Origin of the sequence: Clostridium sp. AF28-12, from assembly GCF_003435225.1 — a bacterium.
GTDB classification, from domain to species: Bacteria; Bacillota; Clostridia; order Lachnospirales; family Lachnospiraceae; genus Pilosibacter; species Pilosibacter fragilis.
In genome coordinates this window covers 140,706-160,707 of record NZ_QWGJ01000004.1, presented here as the reverse complement: position 1 = coordinate 160,707, position 20,002 = coordinate 140,706, and the positions used below count along the sequence as shown (strand labels likewise).

General features: G+C 50.7%; 15 protein-coding genes and 1 other annotated feature. Of the genes, 2 read left to right on the top strand and 13 right to left on the bottom strand.

The features are described from left to right. Positions 1-141: 141 nt before the first annotated feature. Positions 142-369 (bottom strand) — a binding site (T-box leader). A 252-nt stretch (positions 370-621) separates the two neighbouring features. Beyond that, positions 622-1,086 (top strand): methylglyoxal synthase, encoded by a 465-nt coding sequence (locus DWY93_RS05375; protein ID WP_117469810.1) that lies wholly within the window; start codon positions 622-624, stop codon positions 1,084-1,086. 295 nt (positions 1,087-1,381) lie between these two features. On the opposite strand, the gene DWY93_RS05370 is transcribed toward DWY93_RS05375, so the two are convergent. The 3 genes from DWY93_RS05370 to DWY93_RS05360 all read right to left on the bottom strand — a co-directional run bounded on the left by DWY93_RS05370 (position 1,382) and on the right by DWY93_RS05360 (position 4,950). Continuing rightward, a complete protein-coding gene (locus DWY93_RS05370; RefSeq protein ID WP_117469811.1) occupies positions 1,382-1,858 on the bottom strand; it encodes a DUF523 domain-containing protein in 477 nt (158 codons plus the stop codon). 249 nt (positions 1,859-2,107) lie between these two features. Beyond that, a complete protein-coding gene (gene typA / locus DWY93_RS05365) occupies positions 2,108-3,949 on the bottom strand; it encodes a translational GTPase TypA (RefSeq protein WP_117469812.1) in 1,842 nt (613 codons plus the stop codon). Between the two features lie 347 nt (positions 3,950-4,296). After that, the gene (locus DWY93_RS05360) at positions 4,297-4,950 is read right to left on the bottom strand and encodes a YigZ family protein (protein WP_117469813.1); all 654 of its coding nucleotides are present in this window, start codon (positions 4,948-4,950) and stop codon (positions 4,297-4,299) included. Positions 4,951-5,253: 303 nt separating this feature from the next. On the opposite strand from DWY93_RS05360, the gene DWY93_RS05355 reads away from it, so the two are divergent. Next, positions 5,254-7,947 carry a transglycosylase domain-containing protein gene (locus DWY93_RS05355; RefSeq protein WP_117469814.1) on the top strand — a complete coding sequence of 898 codons (2,694 nt, stop codon included), beginning with the start codon at positions 5,254-5,256 and terminating at the stop codon, positions 7,945-7,947. Positions 7,948-8,325: 378 nt separating this feature from the next. Here the strand turns inward: DWY93_RS05355 and DWY93_RS05350 are convergent, their stop codons facing one another. From DWY93_RS05350 to DWY93_RS05300, 10 genes are all read right to left on the bottom strand, one after another. Beyond that, positions 8,326-9,294: an electron transfer flavoprotein subunit alpha/FixB family protein gene (locus DWY93_RS05350; protein ID WP_117469815.1), complete on the bottom strand. Its 969-nt coding sequence runs from the start codon at positions 9,292-9,294 to the stop codon at positions 8,326-8,328. 84 nt (positions 9,295-9,378) lie between these two features. Next, entirely contained in the window at positions 9,379-10,155 is a 777-nt protein-coding gene (locus DWY93_RS05345; RefSeq protein WP_117469816.1) for an electron transfer flavoprotein subunit beta/FixA family protein, read from the bottom strand. Positions 10,156-10,292: 137 nt separating this feature from the next. Continuing rightward, positions 10,293-11,429, bottom strand: a complete 1,137-nt coding sequence (locus DWY93_RS05340; RefSeq protein WP_015554780.1) for an acyl-CoA dehydrogenase family protein — start codon at positions 11,427-11,429, stop codon at positions 10,293-10,295. Positions 11,430-11,638: 209 nt separating this feature from the next. Next, positions 11,639-13,075, bottom strand: a complete 1,437-nt coding sequence (locus tag DWY93_RS05330) for an FAD-binding oxidoreductase (protein WP_015554781.1) — start codon at positions 13,073-13,075, stop codon at positions 11,639-11,641. A 415-nt stretch (positions 13,076-13,490) separates the two neighbouring features. After that, the gene (locus DWY93_RS05325) at positions 13,491-14,159 is read right to left on the bottom strand and encodes a GntR family transcriptional regulator (RefSeq protein WP_015554782.1); all 669 of its coding nucleotides are present in this window, start codon (positions 14,157-14,159) and stop codon (positions 13,491-13,493) included. 241 nt (positions 14,160-14,400) lie between these two features. Then, positions 14,401-15,006, bottom strand: a complete 606-nt coding sequence (thrH, locus tag DWY93_RS05320) for a bifunctional phosphoserine phosphatase/homoserine phosphotransferase ThrH (RefSeq protein ID WP_015554783.1) — start codon at positions 15,004-15,006, stop codon at positions 14,401-14,403. A 176-nt stretch (positions 15,007-15,182) separates the two neighbouring features. Beyond that, positions 15,183-16,400 (bottom strand): hydantoinase/carbamoylase family amidase, encoded by a 1,218-nt coding sequence (locus DWY93_RS05315; protein WP_015554784.1) that lies wholly within the window; start codon positions 16,398-16,400, stop codon positions 15,183-15,185. 268 nt (positions 16,401-16,668) lie between these two features. Then, positions 16,669-17,841, bottom strand: a complete 1,173-nt coding sequence (locus tag DWY93_RS05310; protein WP_117469818.1) for a PucR family transcriptional regulator ligand-binding domain-containing protein — start codon at positions 17,839-17,841, stop codon at positions 16,669-16,671. A gap of 506 nt (positions 17,842-18,347) precedes the next feature. Beyond that, on the bottom strand, positions 18,348-18,704 hold the full coding sequence (locus DWY93_RS05305; RefSeq protein ID WP_015554806.1) for a SpoVA/SpoVAEb family sporulation membrane protein: 357 nt from the start codon (positions 18,702-18,704) through the stop codon (positions 18,348-18,350). Positions 18,705-18,831: 127 nt separating this feature from the next. Next, complete coding sequence (locus DWY93_RS05300; RefSeq protein ID WP_117469819.1) at positions 18,832-19,890, bottom strand: stage V sporulation protein AD; 1,059 nt, start codon at positions 19,888-19,890, stop codon at positions 18,832-18,834. Between the last annotated feature and the right edge of the window lie 112 nt (positions 19,891-20,002).

The following is a 20,002-nucleotide window of genomic DNA, read 5'->3' as shown; positions in this document are numbered from 1 at the left end:
TTTCACGAAAACAAGAAGCACGGGACGTTCCCCGTATGATGATTTTCCCTGAAAAAGGCTTATGCAAGCGAGCTTGCAACACCTTTCCCAGGAAAAATCATCGCATGGCTGAACTGTTTACATAAAAAAAGCCCCGTCCCGCCTTGGGACGAAGCTGACTCTCCGTGGTACCACCCAGATTCCGCATGGTTCATATGCGGCACTCAAACGTCTGTAACGGGACTTCCCGTCCTGCACTACCGGAATTTCTTTCGCACAGGCTGCTCAAGAGTGAATTTACAAAAGCTTCCTTCGGAAGGTCTTTCAGCCGGTGAACCTTCTCTCTGTGATACCGGAATTTCTTTGTACTGTCTCTGTCATTGCGTTTTACACATTGACGATGGTAGCACAATCCGTAATATTTGTCAAGTGGCGGGCAGTCCGCCGGGATGGATCCATGTTTTAACCTAACCTGTGAATTTATTTCGAAACATTGCCCACATTTCTTGACACAATTCCCGTTTTATGGCATTATCACCTTGTGGCAGCAAATTATCTGCATATTATCTTTTATTTCATCCATTCGCATTCGCAATATGCAGGTCTTTTCGAGACAACACCTGTCAAAAAGGAGGAATTTCTATGGATTTTCTGACACTGACCATCGGTAAACAGAAAAACATTGCTCTGATCGCCCATGACAGTAAGAAGCATGAGATGATCGAATGGTGCGAGGCAAATAAAGAGATCTTAAAGGGACATTTCCTATGCGGCACAGGAACTACCGCGAGAATGATCACCGAAGCCACCGGTCTCCCGGTAAAGGGCTATAACAGCGGTCCTCTCGGCGGTGACCAGCAGATCGGCGCGAAGATCGTGGAGGGGCGCATCGACTTCGTTGTTTTCTTCTCCGATCCCCTGACTGCCCAGCCCCACGATCCGGACGTGAAGGCGCTTCTTCGTATCGCCCAGGTCTACGACATCCCGATCGCAAACAATAAGGCAACGGCAGATTTCATGATCTCCTCCCCGCTTATGAACGAGACATATGACCACCGGGTCATTAATTTCCATGAGGCGATCGCGGACAGGGCGAAGACGCTGTAAGATTATTGATTTCAACCAGGCGGCACAGATATCAGAAAAAGCAGAAAAACATTCAATGTGGATGTTCTTCTGCTTTTCTTACTTGCCAGTATTTAAATATACACAGATCTAAGAAATAATTCTATATTTGTAACTGTTCAGTACCTTCACAGTTACATGCAAAAATCCATTCCAAATCGGCTACGCCGATGGGATTTTTGCCTTTTAGCCTAGGTTTTCTTACGGTCAGCGCAGCAAGTGCGCAGACCTACTGAACAGTTACCTATATTTTTCTTATTTTTAAACCTCTAAACCATCAAGTGAGCTCTCCGCTGTTGATCACTGCTTCCAGTTCTTTCAGCCGGCTCTCCCCGTACACTTTCAGTCCATACCCGGCAAGCAGGGCCGCAGTCTTTCCCATTCCTTCGCGGAGTTTATGGGAAAAGGTTCCGTCATAGATGCCGTTTGAGCCGCATGACGGGCTTCTTTCTTTTAAAAGCGCGATGGTGCAGTCATATTTTTTCGCCTCCCGGAGCGCGAAGTCGGCGCCGAGGAGGAATTCTGCCGTGACGTCCTCGCCTTCCGTGTTCATGACCGCCTCGTCCGGCATATGGATCTCGGAGGCCGCCCGCGGGGTCGGAAGTCCGCCCGCCTGTTCCGGGCAGACCGGATGGAACTTTGCCTTTCCTTCCATTTTTTTCATAAAATCGAGCACATCCTGATTGCGGTTGTTCGAGCCGTCCCACTTGCAGTTTTCGCCGATGAGACAGGCACTGATCAATATCTGAAGCATAATTCTCCCTCTTTCAATGCACGCCGGACAGAGTTCCAGGCTCCTGCATCAACACATTCTGCTGCTCAGATGGCAGGAATCATCACACAGGTTTCTTATTTCTCTCAATCCGGCTGTATGATAAAAGCAGGATCGTCCCACACTTTTTCATGCGGAAGCGATCCTGCTTTCTTTCTATCTTTTCATAAGATCACGCTGCGTCTTCGTGATCCTATCTTCGTACGTTTCCGCGCAGATGGTGATCAATGATTACATCTGGCTCTTCTTGCTGATCATGGCTCTCTTTCTGAGAGTCGGATCCAGGATCTTCTTTCTGATACGAAGGCTTGTCGGTGTGATCTCAAGAAGCTCATCTGTATCGATGAAGTCCAGACACTGCTCCAGACTCATGATCTTCGGCGGAACAAGCTTTAATGCCTCATCGGCGCTGGATGAACGTGTATTTGTTAACTTCTTTGTCTTGCAGACGTTGATCTCGATATCCTCCGCCTTCGGGCTCTGTCCAACGACCATACCGGAGTAAACCTTTACACCCGGTCCGATGAACAGGGTACCTCTCTCCTGCGCGTTGAACAAACCGTAGGTGATGGACTCACCGGCCTCAAACGCGATCAGGGAGCCTGTCTTTCTGTAGCTTAACTCGCCCTTGAACGGAGCGTATCCGTCAAAGCTTGTGTTTAAGATACCGTTACCCTTTGTATCTGTCATAAACTCACCGCGGTAACCGATGAGACCTCTGGACGGGATCGAGAACTCAAGTCTTGTGTAGCCGCCGTTTGTCGGGCTCATTCCCTGAAGTTCGCCCTTTCTGCTTGTGAGCTTCTGGATGACAGCTCCGGTAAACTCATCCGGAACGTCAACATAAGCAAGCTCCATCGGCTCTAACTTTCTGTTTCTCTCGTCATATTTGTAGATAACCTCTGCCTTGCTGACAGCGAACTCAAAGCCCTCACGGCGCATATTCTCGATCAGGACGGACAGGTGAAGCTCACCACGGCCGGATACCTTGAAGCAGTCTGCGGACTCTGTCTCTTCTACACGGAGGCTGACGTCTGTGTTTAATTCACGGAACAGGCGGTCGCGGAGGTGACGGGAAGTGATGAACTTACCTTCCTGGCCTGCCAGCGGGCTGTCGTTTACCATGAAGTTCATGGAGATCGTCGGCTCGGAGATCTTCTGGAACGGAATCGCCTCCGGCTTTTCCGGGGAGCAGAGAGTATCACCGATATGGATATCCGGGATACCGGAGATCGCTACGATCTCACCGATGGTCGCGTTCTGTACTTCGACTCTCTTTAAGCCGTCGAATACATAGAGCTTACCGATCTTAACCTTCTTCATCTTGTCCGGATCATGATGGTTTACGATCACGCAGTCCTGATTTAACTTTAAGGAACCGCTGTCGATCTTACCGATACCGATACGGCCTACGAACTCGTTGTAGTCGATGGTGCTGATAAGGACCTGGGTCTCAGCCTCCGGATCACCTTCCGGCTCCGGGATATAGTTGATAATGGTCTCGAATAACGGACTCATATCCACTTCAGGATCATCTAATTCTTTCTTTGCGAAACCTGCACGGGCAGACGCGTAAACGAACGGACAGTCAAGCTGCTCATCAGATGCGTCGAGATCCATGAATAATTCAAGAGTCTCGTCGATCACTGCATCCGGTCTTGCCTCCGGGCGGTCGATCTTGTTGATGCAGACGATAACTCTTAAGTCAAGGTCAAGTGCTTTCTGGAGAACGAACTTCGTCTGCGGCATCGGTCCCTCGAATGCGTCGACAACAAGGACAACACCGTCTACCATCTTAAGGACACGCTCAACCTCGCCGCCAAAGTCCGCATGACCTGGGGTGTCGATGATATTGATCTTCACACCCTTGTAGAATACGGCTGTATTCTTGGAGAGGATGGTGATTCCTCTTTCTCTCTCGATGTCATTGGAGTCCATGACACGCTCTTCTACTTCCTGGTTTGCACGGAATACGCCGCTCTGCTTTAATAACTGGTCTACCAGGGTCGTTTTACCGTGGTCAACGTGGGCGATGATCGCAATATTTCTGATATCTTCGCGTTTGATCTTCATAATCAATCCTCTTTCTTCATCTATAACTGTCCTCTCACCGATCATTTCCCGACCCGTTTTGCACAGTCATCTTACATTGTATACACTACATTTCCTGATTTTTGCATTACCGACTCAAAATTATAGCATTCATGAAATCAAAATGCAATATATAATCTTTCAAAATTCGGGGCAGATCTGCCTTTTCTGTGTGTTTTTTTCTGTCCAATCGGCAGTTAGTTTTCTCTCACCCATTCAAAATGTCAGAACCCCCGTTTATACTGGCTTGCTGCGGCATTCAAGGATCAGCCTGATATCCCCTTCAAGACATAACTTCTGTATGTGCAGACTGATGCCCCGGCCGGCAGTTAAAACAGAATCACTTCCTTATTAAGTGTGCCGTACCACACCTCATCGCCCTTCCCGATCTTCGCGCCGCCGCTTGTCCCCTCGGTGATCTTCTTTTCCAGGCCATCGTACTCTGCCACCGGGACGAGAACGGAAAACTCCACCTTATCCGTGTACACGCTGTCCAGCACCGTCATATTTTCCTGTCCCAGAATGTACTGGATCTTTCCGACACCTGTGTAGTCCGTCACGATCTTCATCTCAAAGGCGCACTTCTTCTCAACGATCTCGGAAGCCGCAAGTCCCTCCTTCACAGCGCCGGAATAAGCCCGCACAAGACCGCCTGTTCCAAGCAGGGTCCCGCCGAAATATCTCGTCACGACGACACAGACGTTGTGGACATCCTCGCCTAAAAGCACGTCAAGCATCGGCCGGCCCGCCGTCTGGGCCGGTTCCCCATCATCGCTGCATCTTGTGAGCTCATGGTTCATGCCGATGGTAAAGGCCTGGCAGTTGTGGCGGGCGTCCCAGTATTTCTTTTTGATTTCGGCGATAAACGCCGCTGCCTCCTCCTCGGACTCCACCGGTTTCAGGTTCGCGATAAAGCGGGATTTCTTCACTTCGATCTCCGCTGTGCCGCCTTTGTATAAAATTTTCACGCTGTTAAGAGCCATATCTTCTCTCCTTCATATCCCGTCCAAACCTGCTGTCCGTCCCGTATATTTTTCCGTTATTTCCGGTTTCCGGGCAGAACCGGACAGGCAACCCTCATAATTCCGCATTGCGGAAAGTTATCCCTGTCATTCATATTTTTGTCATGTTTTTGACGATTCCGACCACAAAATGTAATTTTTCCTTCATATTTTCCCACTTTGCGGTCAAAAATATCATAATACAAACCAAACTTTTCCACAATAACTATTTATAAATGAATGAAACTTTGCTATAATTAGGGAATGATAAAGGAGGCATCCTGAATGAATTATGGAAAAAACGAGGTGGAAAAGACACTCCGCAAGACAAATTCCAGATCACAGAAGATCACCTCACATCTGGTGCTTCTTCTCACAAAGATCATCCTGATCCTGGTTCTGTTTGCAGCGGTGCTTGGAATCAGCTTCGGTTACGGAATCTTCAAGGGCGTTATCGACGCGGCCCCGGAGATCGATGTAGCGAGCATCGAGCCAAGCGGTTATGCCACCATGGTCTATGACAGTAAGGGAAACCTCACGGAAACGCTCGTAAAATCAGGAGCAAACCGTCTTGAGGCATCCTACGAGGAACTTCCCCAGTGCCTGATCGACGCCTTCGTCGCGATCGAGGATTCCAGGTTCTGGTCCCACAAAGGCGTTGATGTCCGTTCCATGGTCCGTGCGGCCGTCGGAATCATTACCGGTGACTCCAGTGCCGGCGGCGGAAGTACCCTGACCCAGCAGCTCATTAAAAACAATATCTTTGAAGGCGGCAATGAGGACACCTTCGGGGAGAAGCTTGAGCGAAAGATCCAGGAGCAGTATCTGGCGATCCAGTTAGAGAAGATCATGGATAAAAAGATCATCCTCAAAAACTACTTAAACACCATCAACCTCGGAAACAACACTCTGGGCGTAAAGGCGGCGGCTCTCCGTTACTTTGATAAGGATGTTTCGGACCTTACACTCTCCGAAGCTACCGTCATCGCCGGAATCACCCAGAACCCGTCGAGATTCAACCCGCTCTCCGAGAACGGAAGAAAACGCAACGAAGAAAAGCGCCGCGTGATCCTCCAGTACATGTACGAGCAGGGAAAGATTACGAAGGAAGAGCAGGAGGAGGCTCTTGCCGATGACGTTTACTCCCGGATCAAAAACGTGGATATCGTCACAAAAGAGACCCAGACGCCGTACTCCTACTTTACCGACGAGCTGATCGATCAGGTATTAAAAGCCCTGCAGGACAAGAAAGGCTACACGGAGACGCAGGCCTACAATCTCCTCTTCTCCGGCGGTCTTGAGATCCACACCACCCAGGATCCGGATATCCAGTCCGTGGTAGATGAAGAGATCAGCAGACCGGAAAACTACGACGTTGTCTACTACTCGATCGACTACCGTCTGTCGATCCAGCATCCGGACCAGACAACAACGAACTATTCCGATGAGACATTAAAAACATATTTCCGCAAGGAACTCGGCGAGACAAACTTCGACGGTCTCTTCTCCTCAAAGGAGAAGGCGGATGAGGCCATCGCAAAATACAAAGCTGCAGTGACAAAAGACGGGGATACGGTTCTCGGCGAATCTGTCCACTATGTACTTCAGCCTCAGGCGTCCTTCGTCCTCATCGACCAGTCCAGCGGCTATGTAAAGGCGCTCAGCGGCGGCCGCGGCCAGAAAGAGGTCAGCCGTTCCTTAAACCGTGCCACAAACACCCTGCGCCAGCCTGGTTCCACCTTCAAGGTCATCACATCCTTCGCCCCGGCGATCGATACCTGCGGTGCTACCCTGGGAAGTGTCTACTACGACGGCCCGTACACCATGGACACAAAGACGTTCCGGAACTGGTACAGCAGCAAGGGCTACATGGGCTACAGCACGATCCGTGACGGTATCGTCTACTCCATGAACATTGTTGCCGTCCGCTGCATGATCGAGACTGTGACACCGCAGCTCGGCGTGGAATACGCGAGAAACTTAGGGATCACTTCCTTAACAGATACGGACTACAACGCTTCCACCGCTCTCGGCGGTATCACAAAGGGCGTTTCAAACCTGGAGCTCACCAATGCCTTTGCGGCCATCGCAAACGGCGGTATCTACACGAAACCAGTGTTCTTCACCCAGATCCTGGACCACAACGGAAAAGTGCTTCTGGAAAATGCGCCGGAGACAAAGCGTGTACTTAAGGACTCCACCGCATTCCTTCTCACGGACGCGATGTCCCAGTCCATGGAAAGCAGCCGCATGTTCGCGTCCTCCGGAGTCAGCTTGAACTCCACAAGTGCAGTGGCAAATATTCCGGGAATGTCCAACGCCGGTAAGTCCGGTACCACAACAAACAATAACGATATCTGGTTTGTCGGATTTACCCCGTACTACACGGCGGGAATCTGGTCCGGATGTGACGATAACCAGAAGATCTCAGCCATCGGAAGCAGTACTTCCTACCACAAGAAGATCTGGAAAGCAATCATGACAAAGATCCATGAGGGGCTTGCGGACACCGGTTTCCCGGTTCCGTCCTCCGTCACAACTGCCCAGATCTGCCGGAAATCCGGAAAGCTTGCGATCCCTAGTGTCTGCGAGAATGATCCAAGAGGAAACGCCGTTTACACCGAGTACTTCGCAAAGGGAACTGTTCCAACAGAGGTCTGCGACCATCATGTACAGCTGACCGTGTGCAGCGAGTCCGGCGGACTTGCAACAGAATACTGCCCGGAGAAGAATACAAGGACCTTCATGGTGATTCCGGACGGCGAATCCGGCGGAACAGATGATTCTAGGTACCGTTCTCCGGGAACCTGCACGATCCACAGCTCGACCTCCGTTGTTCTTCCGAGCGAAGAAGACACTGAGAACATGGGTTCCACAAAGGTCGAGACTGTTCCGGAAACCGTTCCGGAGACCACAAAAGCAGCGCCGAAATCGCCGCTTGACCAGGTATATATTCCTGTGGGACCTGGATATAACTAATCCTAAGTAAAGCAATACGCCGGATAGATTGAGTTCTATCTGGCGTATTGTTATAGAATTTTAGTAACTGTTCAGTAGGTCTGCGCACTTGCTGCGCTGACCGTAAGAAAACCTAGGCTAAAAGGCAAAAATCCCATCGGCGTAGCCGATTTGGAATGGATTTTTGCATGTAACTGTGAAGGTACTGAACAGTTACGAATTTTATAAGATTCCAGACACTGCCTGCGGCGAATTTATAGTCGATAAAATTCTCTGTTGATTCGCAAATAGTAGTAAGCTGCCAAGCACCGCTCAGAAAGTTATACTGCTGAAAAATCCCCCAGCTTTAATACCGGGGGACTCTCTCTATTTACATCATGGCTTTTGTAAATACGACCTTTATTCCGCTTTTCTTTTCTTCATCTCTTCGATCATCACCGGAAGAATCTTTGTGACATCCCCGACGATTCCCGCATCTGCCACATCAAAGATGGACGCATCCTCATCCTTATTGATGGCTACGATATAGCCGGAACCGATCATGCCGGATACATGCTGGGTGGCGCCGGAGATTCCACATGCGATGTAGAGCTTCGGAGCGACGATCTTGCCGGACTGCCCGACCTGGTGGGCTCTGGATACCCAGCCTTCCTCGATTGCAGGTCTGGTGGCTCCCACAACACCTCCCATGACCTCCGCGAGCTCTTCCACAAGGGCAAAATTCTCCTTGTTGCCCATTCCTCTTCCGCCGGATACGATGATCTGTGCTTCCTCGAGGTTGACGGTCTCTGCGATCTCTTTTACTGTCTCAACGACCTTTGTGCGGACTGTGTCTGCGGAGGCGTCCTCAGCGATGACTTCGCCGGTTCTGCTCTCGTCTAATTTTTTTGCGAAAGAACCGGAACGTACGGTCGCAACATGCGGAAGGTTCTCTCCCATCTTCATGTCATTCAGTACATTTCCGTTGTAAGAAAGGGATGTGTAAACGCCGTCTGCAGTGATCCCTGTCACATCTGTCACACAGCCGGACTCAAAGACTGCGGAGACTGCCGGGGCGATCATCTTTCCCTCCGGGGTTCCTGCCATATAGACTGCCTTCGGCTGATATTTCTCCGCAAGTTTTACGAGGATCTGTGCCTTCTCCTCAGCCTGAAGTCCTTCCTCACCTGCCACGAGGACCTTGGAAGCTCCTGCTGTGATCACGGTCTTTGTATCAGTGTCCTTTCCAAATACAACAGCGATCACTTCCTCGCCGTTTGCCTTTGCAAGCTCTGCGGCCTTGCTGACTGTCTCAAGTGCTGCACCGACCGGTGCACCGTCTGCGCTCTGGGCGTAGACCATGATATTCTTTCCATCTGTATATTTCATCGTCTCAATTTCCTTCCATGCTTAATTCCGGCTGACATTCACGTTTTGTGCGGGCCAAAGCCGGTTCTGCCGATCCAGCATTCATCAGATTGCTTTTGCTTCGCTCATCATGGCGAGCGCCTGGCTTACCGCCTCCGCCGGATCTTCTGCCTTGATCTTCACACCTGCGGCTCTCTTTGCCGGTGCGTAGACCCTGAGGACCTCGACCTGTGCAGCTCCTGCCTCTTCTGCGGCGAGCTCCTCGATCGGTTTCTTTCTCGCTGCCATCTTGCTCTTGATCGTCGGATAGCGCGGGTCATACTCCGGCTTATTGACAGCCACAACGCACGGAAGCCCTGACTCGATCATGCAGTAACCTTCCTCCGTCTCCTGCTTTACTGTCACTTTTCCCTCTCCTGCTGTGATATCAACGGCATCTGCTGTTACCGGAGCGGAAAGCTCCTTCGCCAGGATCGTTCCCACCTGTCCGGAAGCGAAATCTGTGGTCTCTTTGCCGCAGAACACGATGTCAAATTTCTTTCCTGTCCTCTCCTCGATGGCTTCCTTCGCAGCCTTCAGTTCCTTTGCGATGATCTCCGGATCAGCGCTCTGGTAAGCGTCATTTGCCGCAAGGTACGCGTAGTCAGCGCCCACTGCCAGGCAGTTCTTTAAGGAGTTCTTAACGCTCTCATCGCCGATGGAAAGAACGGTCACCTCTCCTCCTGCCGCCTCTTTTAAGCGGACTGCCATCTCCAGCGCATATGTATCAAATGCGTTTACTACCGGTGTCACACCGTCAAGAGCCGGTGCCCCTGTCTTCGGATCCAGGGAGATCTCAACGGAATCGTCCGGAACCTGCTTTACACATACTAAAATTTCCATGTTTTCCTCCAAAATTCGTCCGGTTCCGGCAGAACCAGTTCTTCACGGATACTGCCGGACCGGTGTAATATCTCGAAATTTTGCGGCTTTCACAGCCGTTTCTCCGCCATTCATTTGCCTTTACGCGCAAATTGCTTTTACTTTCCTATCACGTTGTTTGCCACAACAATTCTCTGTACCTCATTGGTTCCCTCAAAGATCTGGAAGATCTTCGCATCTCTAAGAAGCTTCTCGACCGGGTACTCTCTGCTGTAGCCGTAACCGCCGAACATCTGGATCGCCTCAGAAGCAACCTCCATTGCGATATCGGACGCATAGCATTTCGCGATAGCGGATTCCTTCGTGTACGGAAGTCCCATATCCATCTTTGTTAAAGCATGGGCAACCATCTGACGGGCCGTCTCTGTCTTGATCTCCATGTCGGCTACCTTGAACTGTAATGCCTGGTTCTTGATGATCGGTTTGCCGAACTGGATCCTCTCCTTGCCGTATGCGACTGCCTCGTTGATGCCTCTCTGGGCGATACCTGTGGCAACGCAGCCCATCCATGCGCGGGCCTGGTCGAGAGTCTTCATGGCGATTCCGAAGCCCTTTCCTTCCTCTCCGATGAGGTTCGCTGCCGGGATCCTGCAGTCCTCGAATACAACGTCACAGGTATTGGAGGTACGGATACCCATCTTGTTTTCCTCATGTCCTGTGGAGAGACCCGGAGTTCCGGCATCTACCAGGAACATGGAGATTCCCTTTACCCCTTTGGATTTATCGGTCATGGCTGTCACGCAGTAGAAGGAAGCGACACCGCCGTTCGTGATGAAGCATTTTCTGCCGTTTAATACATACTCATCTCCGTCTTTCACCGCTGTGGTCTTGCCTGCGCTGGCATCGGAGCCTGCACCCGGCTCTGTCAGACAGAACGCACCGAAGCCTCCGTCGAGGATCAGATCGCAGACATGCTGCTTCTGCTCGTCGCTGCCCGCGATGAGGACCGGCTTCATGCCGAGGCCGCTGGCGGAGATCGTTGTGGCAAAGCCTGCGTCCGCGATCGCCATCTGCTCGATAAGGGCAGCTACATCCACACGGGAAAGGCCCGGGCCGCCGAACTCTTCCGGAACCTCGAGAGCCTGATAGCCCTGCTCGACCGCTTTATCATAAATTGCCTTCGGCCATTCGCCGGAAACATCGTATTCCTTGCACTGCTCTGCAACTTCTTTGTCACAGAAATTTTTAACGTCCTGCAGGAGATCCTGCGCCTCTTCAGAAATTAAGTATGCCATAATGAAATTCCTTTGCTGCTATGTCTTCTGCGGCCGCCCTGGAAAATATGCGGGCTTGCCGGACAGCAGCTTTCCTTTCTTTTTTATTTGCGCCGGCCGGTTCACGGGGGAAATTGCCGGCCGGCAGACAGTGTCAACAAATATATTGGTGTACGGCAGCCGTCTCACGGGGGAGAAAAGGGACTGCTGCCGGGGCTAAACAGAATACTTTACGCCTCTTCCTTCGGATCATAGCAGATCTTGCCCGGGTTTAAGATCATCTTCGGGTCGAAGGTCTCCTTGATGCCGCGCATCAGGCGCATGTTCACCGGACCTGCGAACTCTGCAAGATAGCCTTTCTTTCCAAAGCCGATTCCGTGCTCACCGGAGATCAGACCGCCCAGCTCTGCTGCCTTCCTGTAGATGTCTGCCATGAACTCGGAAACCTGTTTCTTGAAGGTCTCCTCGTCCATATCGTTCGCGCATGTATAGATATGTAAGTTACCGTCACCCGCATGTCCGAAGCTCTTGACCTCGAAGTCATATTTCTCGGACGCTCCCTTGACGTATGTCAGGTATTTCGCGATCTGGTTGACCGGAACGACGACGTCGCACTCATCGAGGAGCTTTGTCTCCGCCTCGATGGCCTCAAGGAAGGAGCTTCTCGCTGCCCATGCGTCTTTCTTCTTCGCCGGGGTATCAGCAACGAGAACATCCACAGCGCCCGCGTCGAGAACAACCTCAGCCGCCTGCTCTGTGAGCTCCTCCAGCTGTTCCATGTTGTCGCCGTCGAATGTCACAAGAAGGTAAGCGCCGATGTCAACACCCTCGACCTGCTTCGGGAATACGCTCTTTCCAAGGTAGCGCTCGGAAGCGAGAACGATCTCTTTCTCCATGAATTCCAGTGCCTGCGGCTGGAAGTGGTTCATGAAGAATTTCGGAACCGTCGCAATACAGTCTTCCAGGTTCTCATACGGGATGATCAGGCTGATGGTCTCCTTCGGTGCCGGGATGAGCTTTAAGGTGAGCTCTGTGATGATACCTAAGGTCCCCTCGGAACCGATCATTAAGTTTAATAGGCTGTATCCGGTGCTTGTTTTGGAGACTGTAGCGCCCAGCTTAACGATCTCGCCGGTCGGAAGGACAACGGTCATGGCGCGCACATAATCTCTTGTGCATCCATATTTGACGGCGCGCATGCCGCCTGCGTTCGTGGAAACATTTCCGCCGAGAGTCGCAAACTTTTCACCCGGATCCGGCGGATATAAGAGACCCTGCTTCTGTGCGTCCTCAGCGAGGTCATTTAACAGAACGCCCGGCTCCAAGCGGACTACGAAGTTCTCGAGATCATAGTCCAGGATCTTGTTCATCTTGCTCATGTCGATCATGACACCGCCGTCTACTGCAACAGCCGCGCCTGTAAGACCGGTTCCTGCTCCCCTCGGGATCACCGGGATGGAATTCTCATAACAGACCTTTACGATGGCCGCGATATCCTCTGTGGTCGTCGCCTCGATCACGACCTCCGGCGCGCCCTTTCCGTAGATCGGCATCTCGTCGTGGAAATAGTCACTGTTGATCTCTTCGCCCGCGTATACTTTTCCCGGAACGATCGCTTTGAACTGCTCCAGGATCTCAGGCGTTACCTCATTATACTTCTTTGCCATGTTTGCTTTCTCCTATTCTCATATATTGCCGCCACCCATATGACACATGTGCGGTTTTGTGTGATGCAATTGATTCTCTTTTATATTGGTAGTACCAATTATGATATATTTTAAACACCATGCACATTTGTTTGTTTATTGCGCACAATATTGATTGTTTTCTCTTTATTGGTAGAACCAATTCGTTCTAAAAAATAACTGCTATCAATAAGCAGTGTATTTTTTCCAATACAAGGATATCGCTGTCCCGGAATTTTGTCAAGACTTTTTGTTTTTCTTTGCGCAAATTTCGCACAGATTGTCTGATTTTTGTCAGGCTTGTTAGAATTATATCATAGTCATGGTTCCCGCTCTTTTCCCTGACTCTCAAAGCACTGGCTTATCGAAATAATCAGTCGGAACTCTGTCATGATTTTTATAAGTACTGGTAAATATAGTGGAAATGAAGCTTCAGTCCCTCTCTCGCCTTCTCGATATTTCCCTCCGCGAAACCTTCTGCCAGTGTCCTGTGGGCGCGGCTTAAGAACTGCTCGCTGTGCATACCCTCGATGATCTTTCCACGCATCTTCGGGATATACTCGTCCATGATCTTGTTGAGGGCCTTATAGTTTGCCAGCATACAGAAGTTTCCGGATGCCTCGATGAGAAGGTAGTGGATCGCCTTATCCCAGCGGACACGCTCCTCCTCCGTCTCCGCCCGCTCCAGATTGTCGAGATAGGACATCATCTTCTGGCGCTGCTCCTCCGTCGCCTGTTTCACCCCTGTCTCAATGGCCCCCCACTCCAGGGTAGAACGGAATTCCGTGATCTTATTCACGTCGATCTTCTTTAAAATATACATGAACGACAACATCTCCGCCAGAATCTCGTCAAAATTTCCGGAGACATAGTTTCCCGCACCTTGCTGGCTCTCCAGAACTCCCATGTTTTCCAGGATCCGGAGTCCCTCTCTCGCGGAATTCCGGCTGATCTCCAGCTTCTGGGCAAGTTCCCGCTCCGGGAGAAGCTTCTCACCCGCCTGGATCTCCCCGCTTCCGATTCCATGTTTTACATATTCAATGACTTTCTCGTAGGATTTCTCCATTTTTGATTCAGCAGTCCTTTCTTTTAACCAGAACTCCTGTACTTTCTACCCTGTTAGACTGATACACCGTTCAAACAGATCTAGCATCTCTCAGCAGACCGTACATTCATTCAAATAGAAAAGCACAGCCGCTGCCCCTTGAAACAGAGCTGACGTTCCATCTCCGCATCCATAACAAACTGCAGTCCGGCTGTGTTCTTAAATGTCTTTTTTGTGCGGAATCTTTTCCATAAGATTCCTGCTATTCTTCCATTGCCTTTTTGATCGCCTCAAAGAGCTCATCATACGTCTCGAACGCTGTGATCTCCGGATGATCTTTCTTGATCTGCTCCGTGCTGCGGAACAGGAATCCCGCCTTGCTCGCCTCTATCATTCCGAGATCATTGTAGCTGTCCCCGCTGGCGATCGTCTCAAAGCCGATGGACTGAAGTGCCTTCACCGTCGTATACTTGGACTTCTCGATCCGCATCTTAAATCCCGTGATCTCCCCGTCCGGAGCGACCTCCAGGGAATTGCAGAAGATCGTCGGCCAGCCAAGCTTCTTCATCAGAGGCTTCGCAAACTGCGTAAACGTATCACTGATAATGATGACCTGACCAAGCTCACGAAGCTTATCCAGGAACTCCTTCGCACCCGGAAGCGGATCGATCTTCTCGATGGTCTCCTGGATCTCCTTCAGTCCCAGTCCATGTTCCTTCAGGATCCCGATTCTCCAACGCATCAGCTTATCATAATCCGGCTCGTCCCTTGTCGTCCTCTTAAGCTCCGGAATCCCGCTGGCCTCCGCAAACGCGATCCAGATCTCCGGCACTAAAACTCCCTCTAAGTCAAGGCATGTGATATACATAACGGTTTCCTCCTCATTCCCGTGCTTTATTGTCATAATGAAAATATTATAACATTATCAACCTGAAAAATCTATAAATGCTTTAATTGCCCATAAAAATATGCTGCCCGCTGAATTTCCCAGCCAGACAGCATATCATTAAATTTATAGTCTTTTCAAAAAGATATTCCTGCCGGTTATTTCGCCGTCTCTTCCTTCAAATACTCATACATCACCCGCGCCCCATCACAGATACTCGTAATCTCCGCATGCTCCGAAGGATTGTGAGACACACCGCCCCGGCACGGAATAAATACCATACCGGAATCACAAATCTCCGCAAAAGACATGGCATCATGCCCCGCACCGCTGGGCATTCTCCGGCTGGAGATTCCAAGCCGCTTCGCCGCCTGCTCCAGACCGTCTTCCACTGACTCACTCATACTGATCGGAGGAATGCTGTTGATTTTCTCCGCCACATACTCGACACCGCGCTTCTTGCAGCTCTCCCGCACCGCTGCCTTAAACGCCCGCTCCATACGGTCGAGACTATCCTGATCGATTCCGCGCATATCCACGCCGAGCTCCACCCGGCCCGGAATCACATTCAGGACATTCGGATGATTCTGCACAACGCCCACCGTCGCCACCGACTGGTACGCGGATTCCCACTTTCCGATCTTCTCCATCTCCAGAATGATCTCCGCGGCCGCACAGAGCGCGTCGCTTCTCATATCCATCGGCGTCGCACCAGAATGCTCTGCCATACCACGAAGATACACCCGATACCTCACCGGCCCCGCGATCGTCCCGACAATACCGACCTGCGTCTTACATTCCTCAAGCACCTTTCCCTGCTCAATATGTAACTCCAGATATCTCCGAAGTCCCGATATCTTCTTCGGATGAAGCGTCAACCCCCGGCGCTCAAAAATACTCTCCAAAGACTCCCCGTCCTTCGACATCAGATGTCCGATATCCTGCTTATAGACCTCATGTGTAATCAGTCCACTACCGATCGTACAGCACCCAAAATTACTGGACTCCTCACACCGGAACGCCCCGACCCGAAGCGGGATCCTGATTCCATCCTCCTTCGCCCAGCGCATCACCATAAGCCCAGCCATCACGCCAGCCACACCATCATACCGTCCACCCTCGATCACAGAATCCAGATGCGACCCGATCAGCGTATACCCGTCCTCGTCTGTATTCGTCACATAAGTATTCCCAACCTCGTCCGTAATCACAGAAGCCCCGAGCTCCCTTCCAAGCCCCTTAAAGACCTCATGCATCGTGTCCTCCGTTTCCGAATACCCCAGCCGCGTCACGCCGCCCTGCGACGTACTTCCGATATCATAAAAACTCTGAAATAACCTTTCACAATACTGAACATCCTCGATCCGACGCTCCATAACAAGTACCTCCTGAGTTCCCCTAAGTATTTTCCAATCTATCTCATCTTCATTGCATATTTACTTTATCTCTATTTCGCAACAAGAAATAATTCTGACAATACCATTATAATCCATAAGAACTCAGAATTATATGTTCTCCCAGCCAAACTGAAACGCGCCTTTTTGTACGTACGGACAAAAACAGTCTCCCTGGCATGCCAGTACACAGCGGGGGTGAGGCTTCGGGCACGGATGCGCCTGAAGCCTCACCCCCGCGTACCCCTCGTCACTCCTTCATCCGCCAAGCCAAAACTCCCATATACAACTTAAAACCATCCTCCGGCCTTTTAATATCCAACCCCGTAACCGCCTGAATCCTCCCCAGCCGATACTTCACCGTATTCCTATGCGTATGCAGCACCCCAGCCGTCTCATCCAGACTCCCCGAACACATAAAATACGTCCACAGAGTCTCTAAAAACTCCCGACTCTCCACCGGTGCCAAAATCCTCTCAAATACATCCCTTTTCCCCGCTGAAAAAAGATCCTGCAACACACAGTACATCTCAACCTTTTCATATACGCAGACACAATTCTCAGGCTGAAGCTTTCTCATGACCCTAATTGCCTTAAACGCATCACTGTATGTATCGCGAATCCCGGCGAGTCCAGTCCGGACCGGACCGACAGAACAGACAAACTTATCCGTTCCCGCATTCCACAGAGAACATATTCTCTCCTCTTCAAAAAAATCCACAAGCGTCTCCCGAAGCCTGCACTCATCCTCTCCCTCAGTCAGAATCAGATACCCCTTCTCCAACGGAACCATCACACACTCCCTGATCCCAGCAGTCTCTCTCATCCTCTCCAACAAAGTCCGCCCCAGAAACCTGATCCCCTTCCAATCCTGCTCATCCGGCACATACCGCTTTCTGAAATTGATCACCACCGCCGAAAACCAGTCATGCTCCACGTCCATCCCAAAAAGCCGTCCCCGTTCCTCCATCAGGATCTCATCACTGTAATTCTCGTAAAGAATATCCTTCACATACTTCTCCAGAATCTCCGAGTTTCCCTCCTCCTCAAAGATCAGATTCATCACATTCACAATAATATCAATATAAGCCAGCTCCCCCGGAATCTCCAAAACCGGCAGTCCCACCTCATCCGCCGCTCTCTTCACACTCTCCGCGACAGTCTTCACATACTGCCCCGTCTTCACCGCAATACAGCAGCACGTATCCGCCAGATCCCGGATCAAGGCACACTGATCTTCCTCACTCTTCCGCACCGAATAAAAACTCGTGATCAGAAAATCATTTCCCTTGAGCCACCTCTTGATCTCCGGGACCTCCATCACCGTCACATGCTCCACTTTCCTAAAAAGTCCCTCTTCCCCCGCCACCACGCGGACACCCCGCATAACCGAAAGCTTCAGGACATCACTTACCTTTGCCACAAAAGTCCTTATCTCCTTTACAAATCATTACACTTTTCCATTCAAGGAACAATTGTTAATTACGTTATCTCCTAAGCGGAAATCATAACTTACGTTATAGACCCTAATACACATAACTATTTTACCACATTCTACGATTATTCTCAATCTATCCTTGCCTTAATGCCACTCCACTCCACAAGCCCCGTCATACTGTCTATCTCGTTGCCTCTCGTCTTCCTGTTCCATCACCTTACAAATAATCGTATCAATCTGCACCGAATCAGCATGTTTTTTACACCCTTCAAATTTAATCATCCCTATTTTTCAAATAATGTTTTTACATATAAATTCTCACCATAACAATACCGTTTAAAAAATTCCAAATATTTTTTACTCTTCCACAAACTCCCGCGTCTTTTTGTCCCTCCGAGACAAAAACAGCCCACACAGGCATGCCAGTACACAGCGGGGGTGAGGCTTCGGGCACGGGCGCGCGCCCGAAGCCTCACCCCCGCGTACTCCTGTCACTCCTTCATCCCCGGCCTGAAGATAATCGCACCCAGATATCCAAACACCAACGCCCCACTGATCCCCACAGCACTGGCTGTAAATCCCCCTTTAAAGATTCCAAGCACTCCATCCTCCGCCATCGCCTTCACAACCCCTTTCCAAAGTGTATTTCCAAATCCAAGCAGCGGCACAGTCGCTCCTGCCCCGGCCCACTCGGCAAACGGCTCATACACTCCCAAAAATCCAAGGACACTCCCGCTGACCACTAACAGCACCATGATCCTCCCCGGCATCATCTTTGTCTTATCCATCAGGATCTGCACCAGCATGCAGATCAGACCACCCACAAGAAAAGCTCTGATATATTCCATAGCCATACTCACTCCACTTCTCATTCCTAAGATTTATATTTTCACACTCTGTATGATCCACGTCCGTCTTCCCTTAACATTTTTTTCCAACAGATTGTTCCTCCTTCGAAAATCCCCGGCTAAGTTCTTACAGAAAATCCGGCGTCTCCAGCACCACCCCATGCGCGATCCCCGGCACACTCTTCCCCTCATTAAAGCTCACCGTAGAAAGCAGAGCCCCCGTCGGCAGAAACAGCACCCTTTTCCACTCCCCATTCCTGATCTTCGGCAAAACAAACCCGCAAAGCACCGCCGCTGAACACCCGCATCCGCTTCCCCCGGCATGGGTATCCTGCTCCTCCGGCGAAAACATCTCGATCCCGCAGTCCATATACCGGCTCTCGATCCGGTATCCTGCCTTCATAAGATAATCCAGCAGAAGTCTCCGTCCCACTGTCCCCAGATCCCCGGTGATGATCTTATCATAATGTGTCTCGTCCACCCCGAGATCCCTGAAATTTTGCAGGATCGTATCAAGCGCCGCCATCGCCATCGCAGCCCCCATATTCATGGAGTCATGAAAATCCATATCCACGATCTTTCCCGTCGTCACCGCCGTGATCTTCGCAAGCGGCGCTTCCTTCCCCCGGCAATCCCCGGAGGACACGATCACCGCTCCGCACCCAGTCACCGTCCATGTAGCCGAATACGGCCTCTGATTCCCATATTCCAACGGAAAACGGAACTGCTTCTCCGCCGAAGCGAAATGGCTGGAAGCGCCTACAAGAACATGATCCGCAAATCCACCCTCCACGCACATGGCGCCCAGCCCCAGACCTTCCCCCATGGTGGAGCATGCTCCGTAAAGCCCGAACATTGGGATCTCCAGATTTATATTTCCAAAAGAAGTGGCGATGAGCTGTGCCAGAAGATCCCCCGCAAACGAATACCTGATTTCTTCCTTCGAAAGCCCGCTCTTCTCGATCACAAGACCTGCAGTCCTGCTCTGAAGCTCACTCTCCGCCTCCTCCCAGCTTTTCTTTCCCAGCATGGGATCCAGCTCCACCCGGTCAAAAAAAACGCCAAGAGGCCCGTCTCCTTCCTTCTTTCCCACCGTCGACGCAGCCGCCATGATCAGCGGCGGATTTTCAAACACCACACTGGCACGCCCGCGCTGCTTTCTTAACGTTCCTGTTTTCTCATCCATTTTTCTATCCACTCCCATCTTTATTTTGGTCTCAATTCACCTATCAGTTACATCCATACATATCGTACTTTTTGAACAAAAACGACTCCAATCGTACTAAATAAATATACCT

Bases quoted from the DNA above. Each gene is read 5' to 3' on its own strand.
- DWY93_RS05375 (WP_117469810.1), top strand. From the start codon at position 622: ATGGATTTTCTGACACTGACCATCGGTAAACAGAAAAACATTGCTCTG.
- DWY93_RS05370 (WP_117469811.1), bottom strand. From the start codon at position 1,858: ATGCTTCAGATATTGATCAGTGCCTGTCTCATCGGCGAAAACTGCAAG.
- typA (WP_117469812.1), bottom strand. From the start codon at position 3,949: ATGAAGATCAAACGCGAAGATATCAGAAATATTGCGATCATCGCCCAC.
- DWY93_RS05360 (WP_117469813.1), bottom strand. From the start codon at position 4,950: ATGGCTCTTAACAGCGTGAAAATTTTATACAAAGGCGGCACAGCGGAG.
- DWY93_RS05355 (WP_117469814.1), top strand. From the start codon at position 5,254: ATGAATTATGGAAAAAACGAGGTGGAAAAGACACTCCGCAAGACAAAT.
- DWY93_RS05350 (WP_117469815.1), bottom strand. From the start codon at position 9,294: ATGAAATATACAGATGGAAAGAATATCATGGTCTACGCCCAGAGCGCA.
- DWY93_RS05345 (WP_117469816.1), bottom strand. From the start codon at position 10,155: ATGGAAATTTTAGTATGTGTAAAGCAGGTTCCGGACGATTCCGTTGAG.
- DWY93_RS05340 (WP_015554780.1), bottom strand. From the start codon at position 11,429: ATGGCATACTTAATTTCTGAAGAGGCGCAGGATCTCCTGCAGGACGTT.
- DWY93_RS05330 (WP_015554781.1), bottom strand. From the start codon at position 13,075: ATGGCAAAGAAGTATAATGAGGTAACGCCTGAGATCCTGGAGCAGTTC.
- DWY93_RS05325 (WP_015554782.1), bottom strand. From the start codon at position 14,159: ATGGAGAAATCCTACGAGAAAGTCATTGAATATGTAAAACATGGAATC.
- thrH (WP_015554783.1), bottom strand. From the start codon at position 15,006: ATGTATATCACATGCCTTGACTTAGAGGGAGTTTTAGTGCCGGAGATC.
- DWY93_RS05315 (WP_015554784.1), bottom strand. From the start codon at position 16,400: ATGGAGCGTCGGATCGAGGATGTTCAGTATTGTGAAAGGTTATTTCAG.
- DWY93_RS05305 (WP_015554806.1), bottom strand. From the start codon at position 18,704: ATGGAATATATCAGAGCTTTTCTTGTGGGTGGTCTGATCTGCATGCTG.
- DWY93_RS05300 (WP_117469819.1), bottom strand. From the start codon at position 19,890: ATGGATGAGAAAACAGGAACGTTAAGAAAGCAGCGCGGGCGTGCCAGT.